An 18,146-nucleotide genomic window follows, 5' to 3' on the forward strand; every position below is an offset into this window, starting at 1 on the left:
TAACTACTGATTAATAGCTGACGATTAACAACTAATGATTGGTTATTAACGCTTATGAGCAATGCTGATGAATAGCACTATAAATAGGGCTTATGATTGAGAGACAGTGGTAATATAGTCGGCAACAGCTACTTTGGATACGATGACGGCGAGTGAAATCACTATAAACAGTAGATCAAGCAAGCCTGACACCGTATCCGATGATAGTGAATCGACTATATATTAAACAAACCAATGAGAAAATTATGGCGCACAAAAAGAAGAACGTCCGCAAAAAACTCTGCCTGTCTGCGAGCGCGAGTTTAGTTGGACTAAGAAGCTGGATAAAAACTGGGAGAGCATGGTCTATTGCTCCGACCAATGCCGACGGGTGAAAAAGTATGAAGGGCTGGATCATCAAAAAGAAGATAAATAGGCAGTAAACATTAACCATAGATATGAGATATACGGCAGAAAGGAGCAGACCATGGCACATAAAAAGGTAAACCTACCGCAAAAAACCTGCCCCGTCTGCCAGCGCCCGTTTACGTGGCGTAAAAAGTGGGAGAAAGACTGGGAGCAGGTGATTTATTGTTCTGAGCGGTGTCGGCGGACTAAAGGTAAAGTAGATTGAGTTAAAATCTGAACAATAGAAAATCGCCACGTTTTCTAATCCAATTTTACCAGAGACGTAAGGTAAAAGTGGCTTTGCTATTAGAATGACTGTAGTTTATTCATGACTTTATAAGCTACCAGTAATACATTTTGAGTAAACAGATTAGATTAGAATATTCTTGACCACCTTACCTATTGCTACACCCAATATTGGCGGTACAGCATTACCAACTTGAGTATATTGAGGCACTTCAAACTTACGCATTTTTCCACCAGTAGTAACTTTAGACTTAAAAACAAAACTATCAGGGAATGACTGTATTCTAGCCATTTCCCTAACAGTTAAGGTTCGTAGCTCGCTTTCATCGTAGTGGCATACGTCATCAGGTATAGACAAGGCTGAAGGCGCTGGCATCTCTGGTATAAGCGCTTTTTGAGAATGTTTTTTAGTCAAATGTTGTCTAAAGAACATCGTTATTTCGTTCTCATTAGATAGCTTTCCAAATGAACCATCTAATAAAAGAAAATTAAACTCTAATAGCTTGTTTACTACTTTTTCAGATAGTATTTCACTTCTACCTTTCAAGAAGTCAAGTGCTTCTTTCTTCTCAGAAGACTCTAGATTATTTAAAACTTGGTAAATTCTAAACCTCCTTTTTACGGGTAAGCTATTTGCTCTAAGGTCATGGTTTTTCAGATAATCTTTACTAATTATTGGTAATGTTTTCAAAGACGATTCGATAAACTCTAAATATTTACTTTTCTTACCATACAGGTTGTCTGAAATTTTTAGATCATCAATCACATCCTTTACAGTAAAATTATTTTTTTTATGTTCGAAAAAGGGTGCTAGAAATGTATCTACTAAATTAGTATCAGTGCCTTTAGTTAAATCTATGACTTTAATATCATCAAATTTAACAGTCTTAGAACTTTCAATATTCTGATAGAAGCTAATATAAGGTTTGATTAGAGATAACTCTATGTCATTGAACGAATGAAGCTGTTGACTAAGTGTATCAAACCTTATGGCTATCAATATAAAACGGTTACGGTTTTGAGCAATACCTGTAAACCTTGCATTTACGTGTAGACATATAGGAACATAACCTAGAGCAGCAAAGCCTTTTGCTATTTCAAACCAAGCATAGTAAGGCTTTCCTTCGCTTTTAAATGCTCTCAAAATACCTGAAACATTTTCAAGTACTGCAATTTTTGGGTTAGTAAGTTCGACAAATTGCATAAACTCCCACGGTAATGTATTTCTATCATTACTTAAATCGCGCAGACCTGCCATGCTAAAACTTTGACATGGTGGACCTCCTGAGACAACATCGGCATCATTAATGCTTTTTAGCATTGATGGACTTGCTTTAAGTACTTGGTTTAGCTCTTTTATGCTGCCGATTATCAATTTATGGCGAATTGAGTCCAAAGTACTTACATCTGAAAAAGAATCTGTACTTTCGAGATCTGGATACTCTCTAGGGTCTTCCCGTAATCTCAAGGTCATATCATTTACGGAGTATTTGCTAGAAAGCCAAACTGTATGAGGGTTTTTTTTCTCTAGAAAATTAGGTTGAGATAGATCTTCATTGTAAAAGTTGTAGGCATATGTCTCTCCCGCCATAGGCGATAGCTCATTTACCATAATGTTTTCAAAGCCGACTGCTTGTAATCCTAAAGATAAACCTCCACAGCCAGAAAATAATTCTATATATTTCATTAAGATACCAATCAGTTAATTAATACTAACTCTAAGTGAGTATAGTATATGAAAAATACTTCAAAATCCAGGAGCTAAATTAACTATGGTTTGATTTGACTAATAAACCAAATGTCAATAAATTAGGAAAAAGTGAGCGTTAGAGAGCGCTATCTTTAGACAGTCCATAAGCTGACTAATAGTAAAAACCCCTTCAGGTTGTCTCATTGAATAAGTTCTGATTATCATCCATAAGGCTTGGATAATCTTGAATTTTCTTTCTTCAATGGAGCGACTGATGTCCAACACTCGTACAATAAAACGTCTCAAGCAGGACGCTAAAGAACTAAAGAAAGCACAAAATATAAGCCAACATCAAGCGTTAGATTTAATAGCTGAGCAACATGGCTACGAGAATTGGGTATTGTTATCTCAAAATGCCATTGATGAGAAAGTCCTTGTTGCTCCCTTAAACTCTATAGGAATTAGTGACGAAAATTTAAAAGATAAAAATAAAAAATTGCTTGTAGAGTATGGAATTGATTTTTCTGTCTTAACTATAACGGCTACGGGTATGCAGAAATCAATTATGGATGCCGTAGGAAGCTTGAGAAATTTTTTTAATGAAAAGGATTTTCATAATTACGAGCACCAAAAACAAGGTACAGAGCACAAAATTCTAAAACCTTGTGCTTTAATTACACCTGAAGAAATATTGGATGGAAGAGTTAGCTTATATCGACCAACGACTAAGAACGGTGACCCACGTATATGGGTTTATGGTTTAAAGTCTTTTGTTGAGCCTGATGATGAGCTAGCTTTTTTTATTATCGATGATCTACTTTATGTGCTAAATCTTAATTCTGTAGACTTGTCAGATTGTGAAGACTTGCTTTTCAATCTTGAGCAGTCTTTGGATAAGGTAGCTATTGAGCTTAGAGGTAAATTGATTAAAATTGCTGAGCAACCTTTGAAAGCTATTATGAAAGGTGATACAGCTATTGGCATGACAGTCGAGCACGCACTTGGTATTGCAGCCAACTCCTCCCAAAAACCTGATTATAAAGGTATAGAATTGAAGTCAGGAAGAATCACTAAATCTAACACCCGTAGTAACTTATTTGCACAAGTTCCTGTATGGGACAAAAGTGTTCTTAAGAGCTCAAGGGAGATTGTAGACTCATATGGTTATTCAGATCAGAATAATGGCGACCAAAGACTTTATTGTACTGTTAGTGCTCTAGGGTTTAATAGTCAGGGATTACGACTTAAGGTCGACTTTGAGAATGATAGGGTTTATGAGGAACATGAGGTTGATGGTGAGGTCGTTATATGGGAAGGGCAGAAACTAAGAGAACGACTATTAGAAAAGCATCAGGAAACCTTTTGGATTAGCGCAGCGGTGAAAAAAATCAATGATGAAGAGTTTTTCTCTCTAGAAAAATTTACTCATACTAAAAATCCTATGGTACATCAGTTATTACCATTGATAGATCAAGGAATAATAACTTTAGATCACTTGATAAAAAGAAAAAATGGAACAAATCGTACAAGCGAAAAAGGACCATTTTTTAAAATAAAACCTGAGAATTTGAACATGCTTTTCCCAGAACCTGTATTTTACTCTCTAGTTGAAGATTGAGTAAATCTATATTAATTCACCTAGACTGGTAGATAAAAGCAAAAGCAGGATTGGTTACTTAAGCAACCAATCCCGCAGCAAAAATTATTATAGAGACTCCTAACTAAAACCATCTTACAAATTCGGATTTAACCACTTCTCAGCAGTCTTCATATCCCAGCCTTTACGCTCAGCATAGCTCTCTAGCTGATCACGGCTTATCTTACCGACGTTGAAATACTCACTGTCAGGATGCGAGTAATAGAATCCGCTGACCGATGACGCAGGCCACATCGCATAGCTTTCGGTTAGCGTTGTACCAATCGCATCTACCGTACCGAGCCAATCAAACAATTTGCCTTTTTCGGTATGCTCAGGGCAGGCAGGGTAGCCAGGCGCAGGGCGGATACCCACGTATTTCTCTTTGATCATCTCATCATTAGTGAGTGATTCAGTCGGTTGATAGCCCCAATACTCTTTACGGATGAGCTCATGCAGATGCTCAGCAAAGGCTTCAGCTAAGCGATCAGACAATGCCTGCACCATGATGGCATTATAGTCATCACCTGCTGCTTTGTACTTTTCAGCCAGTGCTTCTGTACCGACGATAGAGACGGTAAAGCCGCCCAAGTGGTCAGTGTGGGTGTTAGATGGTGAGATAAAGTCTGCCAAGCTAAAGTTAGGCTTGCCGCTGGCCTTGTCGCTTTGCTGACGTAAGTGCTCGAATTGATATTCTGCTGAGCCGCCTTTAGTAGTACGGTCATAGACAGTAACGGTATCGGCACCCGTACGGCGAGCTGGCATAAGTTTGAACACCCCTTTGGCGACGATTAATTTTTCATCAATCATCTTTTGCATCAGCTCATTGGCATTATCGAACAAATCGCGTGCCGCTTCGCCGACTACATCATCTTGCAATATTTTCGGATACTTACCGACCAGACCCCAAGAGATAAAGAATGGTGTCCAGTCGATATAAGGCAGCAAGTTAGCGATTGGATAGTCATCAAATATCACTTGCCCCAGCTTATTGGGGACTGGTGGCACATAGTTTTCCCAATCATACTGAAAACCAATCTTGACCGATTCGGCATACGTGACCTTCGCCGCTTTTGGTTGACGCTTGGCAAGGCGTTCACGTACTTTGACATACTCTTCGCGAGTTTCATCGATAAGCGCTTGACGGTATTCTTTGGAGAGCAGTTTAGTGACTACACCGACTGAGCGTGAGGCATCAGATACATAGATGACGGCATCATTTTGGTATTGTGGCTCGACTTTAACTGCTGTATGCGCTTTGGAGGTCGTTGCACCGCCAATCATCAAGGGTAACGTCATGCCGCGCTCTTGCATTTGCTTGGCGACATAGACCATCTCATCGAGACTTGGGGTAATCAGACCTGATAAGCCAATGATATCGACTTCTTCTGCGATAGCGGTATCGAGGATTTTTTCACACGGGACCATGACGCCCAGATCAACGATATCATAGCCATTACAGCCCAGCACCACGCCGACGATATTTTTACCGATATCATGGACGTCACCTTTGACCGTTGCCATGAGGATTTTGCCTTTCTTTTCACCCTCGACTTTTTCCGCTTCGATATACGGATTTAGCCACGCAACGGATTGTTTCATCACGCGAGCTGATTTGACCACTTGTGGTAAGAACATTTTACCGGCACCAAATAAGTCACCGACGATATTCATCCCGTCCATCAATGGCCCTTCGATGACTTCTAGTGGCTTGGGGTATTTCTCCCATGCTTCTTTGGTATCGGCTTCGATAAAGGTGGTAATACCTTTCACTAAAGCATGGGCAATGCGTTCTTCTACCGTGCCTTCGCGCCATGACATATCAACGGTGCTGTCTTTTTTCTTGCCACCGTTTTGGTAGTTTTCAGCCACAGTCATCAGACGTTCGGTGGCATCTTGACCGCTCTCACCTTGGTTGCGGTTGAGCATCACATCTTCGATGGCGTCGCGTGCTTCCTTTGGAATATCATCGTACAGTTCAAGCATGGCAGGATTGACGATACCCATCGTCAGACCGTTTTGAATCGCATGATAAAGGAATACGGAGTTGATGGCTTCACGGATAGGATTACCACGGAAACTGAACGAGACGTTAGAGACACCACCCGATACCATCGCATTGGGCAAATTATCGGTAATCCATTTGGTGGCGTTGATAAAGTCCGCACCATAATTATTGTGCTCAGTGATACCAGTGGCAACGGCAAAAATGTTCGGGTCAAAAATAATGTCTTCTGATGGGAAACCAACTTCATTGACCAACACATCATAGCTGCGTTGACAGATTTGAATCTTACGCTCGTAAGTATCGGCTTGACCGTCTTCATCAAATGCCATGACGATAACGGCGGCACCGTAGCGCATACAAAGCTTGGCACGCTCAACGAATTCAGCATGACCTTCTTTTAATGAGATAGAGTTGACAACGGACTTGCCTTGGATACGCTTAAGGCCTTCTTCGATGATGTCCCATTTAGACGAGTCAATCATCAGCGGTACGCGGCTGATATCAGGTTCACCAGACACCAAGTTGACGAAATGAATCATCGCTTGCTTGGAGTCGAGCATGCCTTCGTCCATATTGATATCGACGATTTGCGCGCCGCCTTCGACCTGATCTCGTGCCACATCGAGCGCTTCGGTGTAGGCTTCGGTTTTAATCAAGCGTAAAAACTTTTTAGAGCCTGTCACGTTGGTACGTTCACCGACGTTGACGAACAAGCTATCTGCATTAATGGTAAATGGCTCAAGCCCAGACAGACGACAAGCAGGGGCGATTTCAGGAATCACGCGCGGTGGATAATTTGCCACCATTTTAGCGATTTGGCGGATATGCTCAGGCGTCGTACCACAACAGCCACCAACGATGTTTAAGATGCCTGCTTTGGCAAAGCCTTCGAGTAGGGCAGCGGTTTGTTCAGCTGTTTCATCATATTCACCAAACTCGTTGGGCAGACCAGCGTTCGGATGCGCTGACACATAGGTATTAGCAATGTTCGACAGTGTTTGAATATGCGGACGCAGTGCATCAGCACCAAGCGCACAGTTAAAGCCAACCGATAATGGCTTGGCATGGCGTATTGAATTATAAAAGGCTTCAGCGGTTTGACCTGATAGCGTTCGACCTGAGGCATCGGTAATGGTGCCCGAAATCATAATTGGTAATTCAAAACCAATGTCATTAAACACGCCCGTAATAGCAAAGATGGCTGCTTTAGCATTGAGCGTATCAAATATTGTTTCGATGAGGATGAGATCAACACCACCTTCTATCAGGCATAAAGTCGCTTCACGGTAATTTAGTACCAATTCGTCAAAGGTAATGTTACGAAAAGCTGGGTCATTGACGTCCGGTGATAGCGAGCACGTGCGTGAAGTTGGCCCTACAACACCAGCGACAAAACGCGGTTTCTCAGGCGTTTTTGCCGTAAATTCATCCGCCGCTTCACGGGCAATCTTGGCTGCTGTCTTATTCAGCTCAGGCACTAGATACTGCATATCGTAGTCAGCCATCGACAGACGCGTACCGTTAAAGGTATTGGTCTCGATGATATCGGCACCAGCTAGCAGATGATCGTGATGAATGTCTTTAATCATGTGCGGCTGTGTCAGTACCAATAAATCATTGTTACCGCGTACGTCTTGATTGATATCGGCAAAACGCTCACCACGATAATCTGCTTCTTCTAATTTATAGGTCTGAATCTGTGTACCCATCGCCCCATCTAACATCAAGATGCGTGATGCCATTTGCTCGGTGATACGTGCACGTGCCGTCAGTTGCTGCTCTTTATAAGGAAACACGGCAGGTGGCGTTAAAATAAAGTCATCAGCGGATGATGGACTAGAAGTAGGATCAGATTGAGAAGTCATCGTTTGAGTCATAGGAGCGCTGCTTATATCGTCAATGTTATAAAAGGGGAAGTAATAAGAATAAGAATAAGAATAAGAATAAGAAATAGCGTGCAACATTTATAAAAGGCGTGGGCAAATCCGCATTATTCTAGCATGAAAATCATACCTCACGTGGGACAGTACTTATTCCTCTTTGGCAATATGCTAGACAAAAAATCTGCCTGTTGATTGAGTGAGCATGATGTTCAAAGTTTATGGCATTAAGCGATTAGGAACAAATGAATATCATTTCGCTTAAAGATTACATAAAGCTTTGTTTCTATAAATGAAAGCACAACGATTGTGCTTAAAAGTCAGACAGTGTTTACACCTGTACTACAAAAAGTTGCGTAAAGAGGAATTGATAAAGCTTTGTTATATGTTAATTTAATTTCAGAAGGATTGATGTTTCATAAGCAATACTTACTAGTAAATGTTAATAGTTGTATTAGTGACATCTAACATTTACCACTATTATTAGCGCTAGTATTTGCTATAAGGGAAGACGATCTAATCTGCAAGACAGTTATAGAACAGTCAATAAATACTCAATCATTAAGGATAATGTTATGAAGCTTACTAAAATTGCTACCATCGGTACATTAGCACTCTCAATCGCTGGTTTAAGCGCTTGTAATAATATGATGCCAAGCAAAAGCGCAGCGATGAAAGCGCCTATGCACAGTCAATCTATGGCAAAAATGAACGTGGTACAAGTTGCCCAAAGTAATCCTGACTTCTCGCTACTGGTCGAAGCCGTCGTAGCGGCAGATTTGGCGGGTGCTTTGTCTAACCCGAATGCAAACTATACAATATTTGCGCCGACCAATGCCGCATTTGTACAAGTCCTGCAAGAAACAGGCATGAGCAAAGCACAATTATTTGCTAACAAGCCACTATTGACTAAGATTTTAGGCTATCACGTGATTAACGGTGCGGCGCCAGTATATGCGAAAGACGTTAAACCGGGCAATATTACTATGTTCAGTAAAGATACTCTGATGGTCACCAATCAGGGCAAATTGATGGACGAAAATGGTCGTACTACCAATATCATAAAAACCGATATTGCTGCTAATAACGGCGTAGTACATGTTATCGATAGAGTATTACTGCCCAAATAAAATTAATTTCAAAATTTCAGTTAAAGAATTATATCCCTATTACTTTGTATGATGCAGCTGGTATGAGTACCAGCTACCGTCTTTGATGACATGATTGTTAAATACACGCTATTTTAATTGCCAATTGTTTTAGATGAAGCTCCTTTAGATGACACTGCTGGCATTTAGAATATTTGAGATATTTTTTAAGCGTGTCATCATTATTGTTTAACACTACGACAATAAACGACAGTCATCTTTGTTTCTTGTTGAAAGCTTTGATCATTTAACAATTTAAATCATTCGACTTCAATCATTCGACGGATGCTACTGACAAAGTAGATGGTTCATCTGAACTCATACATAAGGATATACTCATGCTAAAAAGAACCCTATTATCTCTGGCGCTTGCCATGACCGTTTTGCCGCTAGCCGCTTGTAATGACGACGACAATGATTTTTCAGTTGTTGTAGAAGCACCAACACAAAATATTGCAGAAATTGCTGCTGAAAATAAAGATTTAACCATTCTTAACGCTGCGTTAAAGGCATCTGGACTTGATAAAGTTTTGATGTCATCAGAGGACGAATTTACTGTATTTGCACCTACTGATGCTGCATTTGCTGAATTATTGGAAGAGCTCGATGTGACATCAGAAGAGTTATTGGCTGACAAAGAGCTATTAACCATGGTCTTAACTTATCATGTTATCCCCAATATGACAGTCAAAGCTGCTGACATTCCTTATGGCGACAGTATCGAAACAGTCAATGGTCAAGCGTTCTCTATTAGTGATGCCAATGTCATTATGGATGCAAGTGGGGATACCTCTAAAATTATCAAAACAGATGTATTGGCCACTAATGGCGTCATTCACCTCATTGACGACGTATTGCTACCTACTGACAAGTCTATAGTCGATCTAGCCGTTGCCACAGAGGATCTCAGTATCCTCAAAGAAGCGGTAGTAGCAGCAGGATTGGCTGATGCCCTCGCTGATGAAGACGCTGACTTTACCGTCTTTGCACCCAATAATGCCGCTTTTGCTAAATTATTAGCTGAACTTGAGATAAGTAAAGAACAGCTATTACAAGATAAGCTGTTGTTGACGACAGTGCTCACCTATCATGTGATTGAAGACGATCGCGTCTTTGCCTCTGAAATTATGGCAGGCAGTCAAGAGATGCTAGAAGGCAGCAGCATCACATTTGACGATAAAAAACAAATTACCGATGGGAGAAATCGTACCTCTAATATTGTGACCGCGAATATACAAGCGAACAATGGAGTTGTACACGTGATCGATACAGTGTTGCTACCTAAGTAAGCATTAATCAGAAATTAATCAGTTAAAATTATAGTTATTGGTATAGCAGAGGCGACATTATTACTATTGTTTAGTTGCTATCATTTGCAACAGATAAGTGGTTCGCTGTTATATACATTAACTGGGTTAAGTTATTTGTCAAACAAGTCACTTAACAGACCATCCCTTTATAAGGAAATACTTATGTTGAAGAAAAACTTACTTTCTATTGCTGTCGTTACAGCTGCCATGTCATTAGCCGCTTGTAATGATAAAGAAGCAGTTACTGATCCTGTTGAGCCTGAAGTGACTACTGAAGAAGTGGTTGTAGAGCCGGTTGCCGAAGTTGAGCCAATGACTGAAGCCGATCCAATGGTCGATACTGCTGCGACGCAAAGCATTGCTGAAATAGCAGCTGGCAACGAAAATCTAACGATTCTAACGGCTGCATTACAAGCTGCTGGCTTAGATACAATGATGATGGATGCTGGGACTTATACGGTATTTGCACCAACTGATGATGCATTTGCTCCTGTTTTAGAGAAGCTAGGCGTTACTAAAGAAGAGCTATTAGCCGATACAGATCTACTGAAAAAAGTACTTCCGTATCACGTAGTGCCTATGGTCGTTATGGCAGCTGACATTCCTTATGGTACTGATGTTGCTACTGTAAATGGTGCTACTATCAATATTAGTGATGCTAATGTCATCACTGATGCGACTGGTAACACGGCTAATGTTACTGGTACAGATATCATGGCAACGAACGGTGTGGTTCACACTATCGATGCAGTATTGATGCCTGAGTAAGTTGTTTCTATAGTCTCTTTATTGATGATTAATTAATTATTTAAATAATGACGTCGAAGAAGCCTAGCTATTGAGCTGGGCTTTTTTGCGTTTGGGGGATACCTAATGTTTACCATAGCATTGATATAAGTCAGTCGCATGAAAACGGTTCAATGTAGTGGAGAGTAAGATAAACAGCCTCTCATTGGTTCAAAATGATGCGAGTTTAAAGAGTAATGATGACTTATGTAAGACGTTTATTGGAGGTTTATGAATGCAAAGGTTTGAAACAAAAAAAGCCCGAAACGATTATTTCGGGCTTTTGCTTTGGAAGTTTGAATAACAATTATGTTAAAGAATAATAGCTACGTTATAGAATATTACTTATGCTCTTTACGTAGTGGATCTGCTGCCATTCTTTGTTGCTCTTTTAGATGACGCTCTTCCCAATAAGGGGCGTTTTTGATGCCGAATTTTGCAGGATCAAAACTGTAGCGCTCAACACCTGCTTTACGCTGTGCTTCATAGTCTTTTAGCATAGTAAGCGTTGGACGAGCCACAATGAAGATGACCAAAATACCAACGATGTTCAACCAAGCCATAAGCCCAACACCAATATCACCAATAGCCCAAATGTAGCCAGCTGAGTTTAGGCCGCCGTAAGCAACCATCACCATGATTAAGATTTTGACTAAGAATAGACCAGTCTTGTTGGCACTGCGACCGACAAAGCGAGTTAGATAAGCAACGTTCACTTCAGCGATGTAGTAGTAAGCCAAGATAGTGGTAAAGGCAAAGAAGAAGACAGCAATAGCGATAAAGGTATTACCAAAACCACCATAAACAGATTCCATCGCCATTTGTGTGAACGCAGGGGCGTTGATTTCAGTGGTAGCAGCGACATTCTGTACGATGAACTGACCGTCTGGTAATGTTCCTTGAATGTTGTAAGTACCCATGGTTAGGATCATGAAGGCAGTAGCAGAACATACTAATAGGGTATCGACATATACTGAGAATGCCTGAACCAAACCCTGCTGTGATGGATGCTCAACTTCAGCAGCAGCAGCAGCATGAGGACCTGTACCTTGACCTGCTTCATTTGAGTAAATACCACGTTTTACGCCCCAACCAATCGCTGCACCAAAACCTGCTTGAGCAGTAAATGCATCGCTAACGATTAGACCGAATACTTGTGGAATCATATCAAAGTTAGTAAACATGATGATCAGTGCAAGAACGATATAGCCCAGTGCCATAAAAGGAACGGCATACTCGGTAAACGTTGCGATACGCTTGATACCACCAAAGATGATAATGCCTAATACCACAAGGATAATGGCTAAGGCTACTAGACGCATTGAGCCAACTTCTAAGGCGCCAATGCTCATAACAGACCCTTCGCCCATTACCTGTGCGAAAGCATTGATAACGCCGTTTGCCTGTACACCTGGTAAAAATATACCACAAGCGAGGATAGATGAGATTGCAAAGAGGATGCCATACCATTTTTGGCCAAGTGCGCGCTCAAAATAGTAAGCTGGGCCACCGCGATATTCGCCAGTGATGACGTCTTTTTCTTTATAAATCTGTGCGAGCGTAGACTCAACATAAGCAGTAGATGCGCCTAAGAAGGCCACGACCCACATCCAAAATACGGCACCTGGGCCACCGAAGCCGATAGCCGCAGCTACCCCAGCGATGTTACCCATACCCACGCGTCCTGCGAGTGATACGGCAAGTGCCTGAAATGATGAAATACCTTGATCACTAGATTTACCAGTAAAGAGTAATTTGATCATTTCACCGAACAGACGCACTTGTACGAAGCGCGTCATAATGGAATAAAATAGGCCCGCGCAAGCACAGATAGATCAGTGCGGGGCTCCAGATAATTCCGTTTACTAAGTTAACTAAACCTTCCATATGTATATTCCTAGTACTGTCTCAAAGTGGCTCTGTATGCTAGGAGTAAGCTAACTGGTTAACTTACTTATTTAAGTTAAGCAGTTAAATTATCTACATTGACTCATGTATATCCGTTAAGTCTCATACGCGCTTAGCCACTAAGAATGGACTGTAGTTGTCTGTAGTTATCCGCTTGGTTTATCAGTAATATTGACGGTTTGCTTATGCTTATTACCGATGATATGTGTATCAGCATAGTTGCAAGGCGTAAGCTGTCTCAATTACTGCGACATTTATCTTATCACTTAATATCTGAGATGAATGTTCAGTAGACCAATGGATAAAACAGGCGGTTATAATATTAAATACTTATCATGCCGATAGCATTCAACTTTTTGTGAGCGGTATCGATTGACTACAGGGTTGGTGTGGCTGATTGAAACGATTAAGCGAATCTCTAATAATTGAGTAATATTTTACATAGAAATCAACAACTCGCTAATACTAATCAAGCCATAAGTCCACTACCAAATGTATTCAAACCGTACGGCTACGTAACTGCAATTTGCCATATTTTTGTAGTAATTACTAGAATTTTCTTTGTACAGAAGCATATATATTCATATTGAGTCAGGCAGATATGACTATAAATAACGATAAAATATCGCATGTTTTGACCGTTGTTAGATATCGAAACAATAGATAAAGCCACATCGACTACACAAAAACAGAGCAGTCATTCATCGCTTATCTGTCACTCCTCTATACTGGATAAGCTATGCACTAAAGATAATGCCAGTGGTTCGATGATATTTGTGAGGTAGATGTTGTCAATGATAGGTAATAAAAACGAGCAATAGTCATGGGCTAGCAGTGTGGTTTTGCGGTTGTGTTTTGGTAACGGCTAATTGTAAAAATACCGAGATAGCGCCATCATTGTGTAAGATATCTTATCCTATAGTCTCGTTATCGTTGATAAGACGAGACTCTAGTAGAGCGGCATACGATTGCTATCGTACTCATTAACTGCTGTTTTTATGTTTAGTGTGGCTTTAATACAAGTGATGTGCCTTTGTTATAAAAAATATACGGCTTCCATATAAATAGACATACATTTGCATGACCTCATGTATCAGCTTCAAAATGCAAGCTTTAAAAAATTATTAAAAAAGTGCTACTGGTTATTTATTATTTACCATTATTAGGAGAAACAATGATGACGCGTCAATCAATTGTAAAACCCATATTGCTCGCGGCCGTGTTAGCGACGTCTACCGTCGGTCTAAGCGGTTGTGGCTACAACAACCTGCAGGCTCAAGATGAGCAAGTTACCGCGTCGTGGTCAGAAGTGGTGAACCAATATCAACGCCGCGCTGATTTGGTGCCAAACTTAGTCAAAGTCGTGCAGCAGTATGCTGAACAAGAACAAGAAGTGTTTACTCAAGTAGCTGAGGCACGCTCTCGTGCTGGTAGCATTACTGTGACGCCAGAAGTACTGAATGATCCAGAAGCGATGGAGCGTTATGCAGCGGCACAGGAACAGATGACAGGTGCACTATCACGTTTGATGGCTGTCTCTGAACGTTATCCTGAGTTAAAGTCAGATGCTTTGTTCCAAGACTTACAAGCCCAGCTCGAAGGCACTGAAAACCGTATTGCCGTCGCTCGTAACCGTTATATTCAAGAAGTGCAAAGCTATAATACGACGGTGCGCCAATTCCCAACCAACATTACAGCAAAAGTATTTGGTATGAATGCCAAGCCAAACTTTAGCGTGGCGAATGAAGACGCTATTTCAACCGCACCAAGTGTTGACTTCGGTGATGATAAGTCAGCGACAGCTGAGTAGTGGTGATTGAATAGAGATGAAAACAGAGCGGAATTTGCCGCTCTGTTTGTTTACATTTTTATCGTTTAGCTTACTTAGCCACTAGTTTGCTTAGCCACATTTTTAAAGGTATTGATGGATATGAATGCCTATTAAACTTAATACCAAATCCAAAAAGTACGATTAGCTATGTCAAATTTGGTTTCTTTGCTATGCTAATTTTTGTGAATGGTCTCACGTAGATTCACTCAGTACAGATGTCACTTGAGGTGGTATAGATTAGATGAACAATTCAAAAGCAATCCTATCAGTATTACTGCTCACACTCAGCTTCAGTAGTGCGTCTGTGTTGTATGCTGCGCCTAATGAAGCCATTGATAGCACCTCAGACATGCAAAGTCGTAGTGTTGAGGATTTGGTAGCGATTGCCAAAGCGGGCGAGTCTAATGAAGCGCTCAATGACGCTGTATTGGGTAATGATGCAATCAATGATGCCATTTTAGGTAATGAGGCGATCAACCCTAATGCGGCTAATAATGAGGCAACAGTTGGGTCAACAGCCGAAAATCCTTCTCCTATACAGTCAAATGCACCCAGTGTCGATGCCGATAAGCTCATATTAAATAATCCTGTCGTTGATCAGGCTAATATTCTAAATCCGCAAGAAAAACAGCGTCTAGAGGCGCAGCTTAGAAATATTTATCAGCAAGGTCTTGCCCAAGCAGCGGTGGTTATCGTTCCTACGACCAATGGTGTTCCTATCTTTGACTATGCTCTACAAGTAGCTGAGAAATGGCAGCTGGGTAATAAAGACGTCGATGATGGCTTACTCATGGTAGTCGCCGTCAATGACCGTGATATGTACATTTTGACGGGTTATGGACTAGAGGGTGTCTTACCAGATGCTGCCGTCAATCGTATTATTCGTGAAGATATCACGCCGTTATTTAAGCAAAATAACTATGGCGCTGGGATAATAGCTGGCGTTGACGCACTCAAAACGCGGTTGACTGCTGATCCTGAGGTATTGGCTCGTGCTGATGCGCAAGCAGCCGAGCGTAGTGCACAACAAGGTTCAGACGAGCTACCATCGCCCATATTTTTATTCATCATGGCAATGATATTTGGAAGCTTTATTACCAGTATTTTTGGTCGTGTATTTGGTTCTATTATTACTGCTGGTGGGTTTTTTGCGGGATCGTTAGCCTTAGGCGGTGGTTTTTTTATGACCGTTATCATGGCTATCTTCTTATGGCTATTTTTGATTTCACGTGGCGGCGGTGGTGGTAAAGGTGGGTCTGGCGGCGGTCGTAGAGGCGGCGGTATGATATTCCTACCTGGTATGGGCGGTGGCGGTGGTGGTTTTGGCGGCGGCGGCTTCGGTGGTGGCGGCGGCGGTTTTGGCGGCGGCGGTGCTGGTGGCTCGTGGTAGACGCTTGGTAGATGCTTAAGTAAGAACGGATACTAAACGACCGTCAGCAATGACGTATTTGAGGAAATAGTAAAATGTCAGAAAACAACGCGTCAAATCCCAGTTTTGCCCGCTGGTGGCGTCAAGTCTTATTTATTCCTATATTGCATAGTAAATGGTTAACAGCAGCGGCCAAAGCACGTTTGACAGACGAGGTGACCCGTGCAGAGCGAGGGCATCGGGGTGAGGTGTTTTTGATTGTAGAAAACCATCTGCCGATTCAAGAGGCCTATTATATTGGCTGTCGCGAACGTGCGATTGAGCTGTTTAGTGAGTATCGAGTTTGGGATACTGAAGAGAATACAGGCGTCTTGGTGTATGTCAATATTTGCGAGCATCAGTTAGAAATCGTAGCTGATCGTGGTATCAGTGCTCATGTCAGCCCCACCGTTTGGCGGGCGATGTGTGACAAGGCCGTGTCAGGTATTGCCAATCAAAAAACCGAAGAAAGCCTTGCTGAATTGTTAGATGAAGTTGGGCAAGTGCTGCGTCAGTATTATCATTTGGAGCAGGATCCAGCGGGTAACGAGTTGTCTGATACTGTGGTGTTTTTGAAGTAACGTAGATGAGGGAATCTGATGGCTTGTTATTTTGCTAGCATCGTGTTCTTTTATAGGGTTTAGGCATCAATTACAATATAATAGTGCCTCTAGAAATCGAGGGTGACTGATATATTGCTCAAGCGTCTATACAGGCTTTGCATTTATAAAGGCACTTCTCAAAAGCACTTCTCAAAAGCACTTCTCAAAAGCACTTCTCAAAAGTACTCTACTACAAAAAGCCGTCACTGGAATCCTATGATTGATTTAATAAAGAAATTACCAAAAGCTGAGCTGCATTTACATATTGAAGGCTCACTAGAACCTGAGCTGATGTTTAGATTGGCCAAAAAGAACCAGATAGAGATTCCTTATAAAGACATAGAAGATGTGCGCAACGCCTACAACTTCACCAACTTGCAAACCTTTTTAGATATCTACTATGCAGGCGCAAATGTCCTGATCACTAAAGACGATTTTTATGATTTAACGTGGGAATATATACTTAAGTGTGTTGAAGATAACGTCATTCACACAGAGATATTTTTTGACCCGCAGACGCATACTGAACGAGGCATACCTTTTGAAGTGGTGATAACGGGCATCAAAGAAGCGCTTGCAGATGCCAAAGAAAAATATGGTATCACCTCTTGTATTATCATGTGTTTCCTAAGGCATTTATCACAAGAAGAAGCGTTTGAGACCTTAGAGCAAGCACTGGTATTCAAAGATGACATCATCGGTGTCGGTCTTGATTCGTCAGAGCTGGGCAATCCACCATCGAAATTCAAAGATGTCTTCAAAAAAGCTAAAGAAGCAGGTTTTAAGCTGGTCGCCCATGCTGGTGAAGAAGCAGATTTTTCGTACATTTACGAAGCACTGGACTTATTAAATATCAATAGAATCGATCATGGTGTGCAATCGATAACAAGCCCAGAGTTGATGCAAAGACTGAAAGATGAGCAAATGCCGCTGACCGTTTGCCCGAACTCAAATATTGAGCTGAAAGTCTTTGATAATTACAAAGAACACAATATCAAGGAGCTGCTAGATTATGGTCTAAATATCACCATAAACTCAGACGACCCAGCCTATTTCAAAGGTTATATGAATCAGAACTTTATAAATATATGCGAAAATTTACCGCTAACAGAAGATGATGTTGTTACTTTGGTAAAGAACTCCTTTAATGCCTCATTTATTAGTGATGAATTAAAAGCAGCATATTTGGCGAAAGTTGATCTGGCACTAAAGTAAATCAATTATGATTAGGTTTTAGTACCCGAGGCTTAACGGTTGATATCAATCGTTAAGCCTTTTCTTTTTTACACGGTATGCTTTTTAGGTT

The 18,146-nt window shown here is 41.1% G+C and carries 12 protein-coding genes and 1 pseudogene; 10 read left to right on the forward strand and 3 right to left on the reverse strand.

What is annotated here, in order from left to right:
- The first annotated feature begins 280 nt into the window (after window positions 1-280).
- A complete protein-coding gene (locus tag TT12_RS15820; RefSeq protein ID WP_243443755.1) occupies window positions 281-415 on the forward strand; it encodes a DUF2256 domain-containing protein in 135 nt (44 codons plus the stop codon).
- Window positions 416-466: 51 nt separating this feature from the next.
- The gene (locus tag TT12_RS15825; RefSeq protein WP_201502042.1) at window positions 467-613 is read left to right on the forward strand and encodes a DUF2256 domain-containing protein; all 147 of its coding nucleotides are present in this window, start codon (window positions 467-469) and stop codon (window positions 611-613) included.
- 144 nt (window positions 614-757) lie between these two features.
- Here the strand turns inward: TT12_RS15825 and TT12_RS14325 are convergent, their stop codons facing one another.
- Window positions 758-2,320 (reverse strand): DNA cytosine methyltransferase, encoded by a 1,563-nt coding sequence (locus TT12_RS14325; RefSeq protein WP_045456137.1) that lies wholly within the window; start codon window positions 2,318-2,320, stop codon window positions 758-760.
- 277 nt (window positions 2,321-2,597) lie between these two features.
- Here TT12_RS14325 and TT12_RS14330 point away from each other — a divergent pair, with 277 nt between their 5' ends.
- Entirely contained in the window at window positions 2,598-3,941 is a 1,344-nt protein-coding gene (locus tag TT12_RS14330; protein WP_227678921.1) for an MvaI/BcnI family restriction endonuclease, read from the forward strand.
- Window positions 3,942-4,055: 114 nt separating this feature from the next.
- On the opposite strand, the gene metH is transcribed toward TT12_RS14330, so the two are convergent.
- Window positions 4,056-7,844, reverse strand: coding sequence for a methionine synthase (metH, locus tag TT12_RS14335; protein WP_045456145.1), 3,789 nt, complete (start codon window positions 7,842-7,844; stop codon window positions 4,056-4,058).
- A 578-nt stretch (window positions 7,845-8,422) separates the two neighbouring features.
- On the opposite strand from metH, the gene TT12_RS14340 reads away from it, so the two are divergent.
- From TT12_RS14340 to TT12_RS14350, 3 genes are all read left to right on the forward strand, one after another.
- Window positions 8,423-8,977, forward strand: coding sequence for a fasciclin domain-containing protein (locus TT12_RS14340; protein WP_045447723.1), 555 nt, complete (start codon window positions 8,423-8,425; stop codon window positions 8,975-8,977).
- Between the two features lie 356 nt (window positions 8,978-9,333).
- Window positions 9,334-10,284, forward strand: a complete 951-nt coding sequence (locus TT12_RS14345) for a fasciclin domain-containing protein (protein WP_045456148.1) — start codon at window positions 9,334-9,336, stop codon at window positions 10,282-10,284.
- A 183-nt stretch (window positions 10,285-10,467) separates the two neighbouring features.
- Window positions 10,468-11,073, forward strand: coding sequence for a fasciclin domain-containing protein (locus TT12_RS14350; RefSeq protein WP_045456151.1), 606 nt, complete (start codon window positions 10,468-10,470; stop codon window positions 11,071-11,073).
- Between the two features lie 359 nt (window positions 11,074-11,432).
- Here the strand turns inward: TT12_RS14350 and TT12_RS14355 are convergent.
- A pseudogene (locus TT12_RS14355) lies at window positions 11,433-12,978 on the reverse strand (alanine/glycine:cation symporter family protein).
- A gap of 1,198 nt (window positions 12,979-14,176) precedes the next feature.
- Between TT12_RS14355 and TT12_RS14360 the strand changes: the two are divergent.
- The 4 genes from TT12_RS14360 (at window position 14,177) to TT12_RS14375 (ending at window position 18,055) form a co-directional block, all read left to right on the forward strand.
- Entirely contained in the window at window positions 14,177-14,809 is a 633-nt protein-coding gene (locus TT12_RS14360; RefSeq protein WP_045456163.1) for a LemA family protein, read from the forward strand.
- Window positions 14,810-15,071: 262 nt separating this feature from the next.
- Window positions 15,072-16,220 (forward strand): TPM domain-containing protein, encoded by a 1,149-nt coding sequence (locus tag TT12_RS14365; protein WP_045456154.1) that lies wholly within the window; start codon window positions 15,072-15,074, stop codon window positions 16,218-16,220.
- Window positions 16,221-16,294: 74 nt separating this feature from the next.
- Window positions 16,295-16,819, forward strand: coding sequence for a TPM domain-containing protein (locus TT12_RS14370; protein ID WP_045456157.1), 525 nt, complete (start codon window positions 16,295-16,297; stop codon window positions 16,817-16,819).
- Window positions 16,820-17,056: 237 nt separating this feature from the next.
- The gene (locus tag TT12_RS14375; RefSeq protein WP_045456161.1) at window positions 17,057-18,055 is read left to right on the forward strand and encodes an adenosine deaminase; all 999 of its coding nucleotides are present in this window, start codon (window positions 17,057-17,059) and stop codon (window positions 18,053-18,055) included.
- Window positions 18,056-18,146 lie beyond the last annotated feature (91 nt).

This window comes from Psychrobacter sp. JCM 18903 (assembly GCF_000586475.1).
Taxonomy (GTDB): Bacteria; Pseudomonadota; Gammaproteobacteria; order Pseudomonadales; family Moraxellaceae; genus Psychrobacter.

Coding starts and splice junctions, on each gene's coding strand:
- TT12_RS14370 (WP_045456157.1), top strand. CDS start 16,295: ATGTCAGAAAACAACGCGTCAAATCCCAGTTTTGCCCGCTGGTGGCGT.
- TT12_RS14340 (WP_045447723.1), top strand. CDS start 8,423: ATGAAGCTTACTAAAATTGCTACCATCGGTACATTAGCACTCTCAATC.
- TT12_RS15825 (WP_201502042.1), top strand. CDS start 467: ATGGCACATAAAAAGGTAAACCTACCGCAAAAAACCTGCCCCGTCTGC.
- TT12_RS14330 (WP_227678921.1), top strand. CDS start 2,598: ATGTCCAACACTCGTACAATAAAACGTCTCAAGCAGGACGCTAAAGAA.
- TT12_RS14375 (WP_045456161.1), top strand. CDS start 17,057: ATGATTGATTTAATAAAGAAATTACCAAAAGCTGAGCTGCATTTACAT.
- TT12_RS14365 (WP_045456154.1), top strand. CDS start 15,072: ATGAACAATTCAAAAGCAATCCTATCAGTATTACTGCTCACACTCAGC.
- TT12_RS14345 (WP_045456148.1), top strand. CDS start 9,334: ATGCTAAAAAGAACCCTATTATCTCTGGCGCTTGCCATGACCGTTTTG.
- TT12_RS14360 (WP_045456163.1), top strand. CDS start 14,177: ATGACGCGTCAATCAATTGTAAAACCCATATTGCTCGCGGCCGTGTTA.
- TT12_RS14350 (WP_045456151.1), top strand. CDS start 10,468: ATGTTGAAGAAAAACTTACTTTCTATTGCTGTCGTTACAGCTGCCATG.
- metH (WP_045456145.1), bottom strand. CDS start 7,844: ATGACTCAAACGATGACTTCTCAATCTGATCCTACTTCTAGTCCATCA.
- TT12_RS14325 (WP_045456137.1), bottom strand. CDS start 2,320: ATGAAATATATAGAATTATTTTCTGGCTGTGGAGGTTTATCTTTAGGA.